We start from the raw sequence: 2,159 nt of genomic DNA, 5'->3' as shown, positions 1-2,159 counted from the left end.
CCCGGTGTGCCTGCGGCGTATGCCTACTGCCCCGGGTCGAACGAGCGCTTCTCCACGATGACCAGCCAGTTGCCGGAATTGTCGCGGATCACCGCCTCCACGCCGTACGGGCGTTCGGCGGGCGGCTGCACGAATTCCACCCCCTTGGCGGTGAGTTCGTCGAAGGTCTTCTGGCAGTCGTCGGTGGCCAGGCCGAGGGCCCCGTGGCTGCCCTTGGCGAGGGCACGGCGGGTGGCCTCGGCCAGGTCGTCGTCCAGCGGCGGGCCGGGCAGCATCAGGGTGACCTCGAGTTCCGGATGATCCGGGTGGGCGACGGTCACCCAGCGGAATCCGTTGTCGCCCATGGTCACGTCGGCGGTTTCGACGAAGCCCAGCTTGTCGATGTACCACTGTTTGGCGGCGGTCTGGTCCAGGACGTACACGGTGGCGAGCGAGACGTGCGTGATTGTGGTCATGCACTCAGGCTATGGAGTCGGCGGCCCGCGCGGCTTCTCCGAAATTGCTCAGCTCGGGGAATCGCTCAGCTCGTGCCTGTCGCTAGTCGGGCAGCCGCCGATCCGACAACCCGTGGATGAACACGAAGCAGCCCGGAATGCGCGGCGTGCCCTCGGCCGCGAATTTGGCCTGGTAGTCCGAGGGCGACATGCCCACCAGTTCGGTGAACTTGCGGCTGAAAGAGCCCAGCGAGGAGTAGCCCACCAGCATGCACGCCTCGGTCACCGTGACATTGGTGGCGCGCAACAGGTCCTGCGCGCGCTCGATGCGGCGTTCGGCCAGATAGACGGCGGGCGTCTTGCCGTAGGTGGCCGCGAAACTGCGCAGGAAGTGGTACTTGGAGACCCCCGCCGCGGCCGCCAGACCGTCCAAGTCCAGCGGCTCGGCGTAATTCCGGTCCGCCAGATCCCGCGCCCGCCGCAGATGCGGGAGCAGATCCTCGGGAACCGGTCGGGCCGACATGGCGGATCAGGAGAAGGGCTGGAGCTCGTCGAAGCGCAGCGAAGCGCGTCCCGCGCTCCGCCACAGCTTGGCGGTCACGTCCCCGTCTTCGTCGGTGACCAAATTGCCCATCACTCGAACGGCGGTGCGCTGCAAGAGTTTCGAGCGCATCACCGGCGGGCCGCCGAGCGGCACCGTCTTGGGATGGGTGGCGAATCCGGCCAGTCGGCGCGCCACCGAGAAAGTGCGGCCGTAGCGGGCGCGCAACATATCCGGCCACAGCGTGGACAGATCGGGCTCGTCCAGCATCCCGGCGAGCATATGGCCGCCCTCCAAGCCGTAATCGATGCCCTCGCCGTTGAGCGGATTCACACAGCCCGCGGCATCGCCGACCAGCGCCCAATTGCGGCCCGCCACCTGCGAGACCGCACCGCCCATCGGCAGCAGCGCCGACGCGACCGCGCGGGCCTCACCCTCGAAACCCCACTCCTCCCGGCGCAGCGAGACATAGTGCTGCAACAGCGGTTTCAGGGAGATGTGGGAAGGGCGGCGCTCGGTAGCCAGTGAGCCGACGCCGATGTTCACCTCGCCGTTGCCCAGCGGGAACACCCAGCCGTACCCCGGCACCAGGGAGCCCTCGGCGTCGCGCAGTTCCAGATGCGAGGTGATCCACGGGTCGTCGCTGCGGGCGGATGTGATGTAGGCGCGGGCCGCCACGCCGTAGGCGTACTGCCGATGCCAGGTGCGGCCCAGTAGCTTGCCCACCGGCGACCGCACGCCGTCGGCCACGATCAACGTCTTGCAGCTGATCGCGTGCAACCCGCCGTCGGTCTTCACCGTGACGCCGGTGACCCGGTCGCCGTCGCGGGCCACCTCGACCACACGCGCGCCGTCCACCATGCGCGCACCAGACTTCATCGCGGTCTCGCGCAGCTTGTCGTCGAGTTCGGTGCGCGGCACGGCACTGCCGTAACTCGGGAACGACCCCTCCGGCCAGGGCAGCAGCGCCTCCCGCCCGAACCCGGCCATGCGCAGACCGTGGTTCACCGTATGCGCGCGCAGCCACTCCCCCAGCCCCAGATGCTCCAGTTCGGCCGTGGCGCGCGGAGTCAGCCCGTCACCGCAGGTCTTGTCGCGCGGGAACACCGCGGAATCCACTCCCAGCACGTCCCGCCCGGCCCGCGCCGCCCAGGCGGCGGCGGCCGACCCCGCCCGTCCCCCCC

At 69.5% G+C, this 2,159-nt stretch carries 3 protein-coding genes; all 3 read right to left on the bottom strand.

Going from position 1 to position 2,159, the window contains the following annotated elements; translation table 11 throughout:
* Window positions 1–23: 23 nt before the first annotated feature.
* The gene (locus tag QK444_RS35750) at window positions 24–455 is read right to left on the bottom strand and encodes a VOC family protein (protein WP_282786464.1); all 432 of its coding nucleotides are present in this window, start codon (window positions 453–455) and stop codon (window positions 24–26) included.
* Between the two features lie 82 nt (window positions 456–537).
* Window positions 538–957: an AraC family transcriptional regulator gene (locus tag QK444_RS35745; protein ID WP_282786462.1), complete on the bottom strand. Its 420-nt coding sequence runs from the start codon at window positions 955–957 to the stop codon at window positions 538–540.
* Window positions 958–963: 6 nt separating this feature from the next.
* Window positions 964–2,159, bottom strand: a 1,196-nt coding sequence (locus tag QK444_RS35740; protein ID WP_282786460.1) for a geranylgeranyl reductase family protein, incomplete at its 5' end; no start/stop codon positions are given.

Source organism: Nocardia sp. CC201C, assembly GCF_030010695.1.
Classification (GTDB): domain Bacteria; phylum Actinomycetota; class Actinomycetes; order Mycobacteriales; family Mycobacteriaceae; genus Nocardia; species Nocardia otitidiscaviarum.
Note: the sequence above shows the minus strand (reverse complement) of the source record. Positions and strands in the feature narration are given on the sequence as shown.

What these genes read in the sequence shown, in the direction of transcription:
- QK444_RS35750 (WP_282786464.1), bottom strand. Translation starts at nt 455, where the DNA reads ATGACCACAATCACGCACGTCTCGCTCGCCACCGTGTACGTCCTGGAC.
- QK444_RS35745 (WP_282786462.1), bottom strand. Translation starts at nt 957, where the DNA reads ATGTCGGCCCGACCGGTTCCCGAGGATCTGCTCCCGCATCTGCGGCGG.